The sequence below is a fragment of the Tamlana crocina genome (assembly GCF_012037625.1).
Map to the genome: position 1 here is coordinate 1 of NZ_JAAVJS010000870.1, position 282 is coordinate 282.

Annotated in this window: 1 pseudogene; it reads right to left on the reverse strand. The window is 42.2% G+C overall.

What is annotated here, in order from left to right:
• Window positions 1–234, reverse strand: a pseudogene (gene aroB, locus HC176_RS19330) (3-dehydroquinate synthase); the annotation flags it as partial.
• Window positions 235–282: the final 48 nt, after the last annotated feature.

Genomic DNA, 282 nt, shown 5'->3' on the forward strand with positions numbered 1-282 from the left:
GGCATCAAGCACGGCACCTCCTCCAATGGCTACTACGAACGAATGCCTGGAAATGCCATTTTTATTAATTTGATCCAGAACAGAAGTAACGTGATCTAAATTGTTTTTGCTCTCTTCACCACCCGGTAGAATGATGGGAGTGGGAAGATCCTCGAGTTGTAAAATATCTTCGCAGTAAGTCCTGATTTTTTTCTGAAGGCCTGGGGTTTTTTCAAGTAAACCTCTGTCAATCACAAACAAGAGCTTCAATTTGTTCTCTGTCTTTTGGCTGAGTACCTGTCT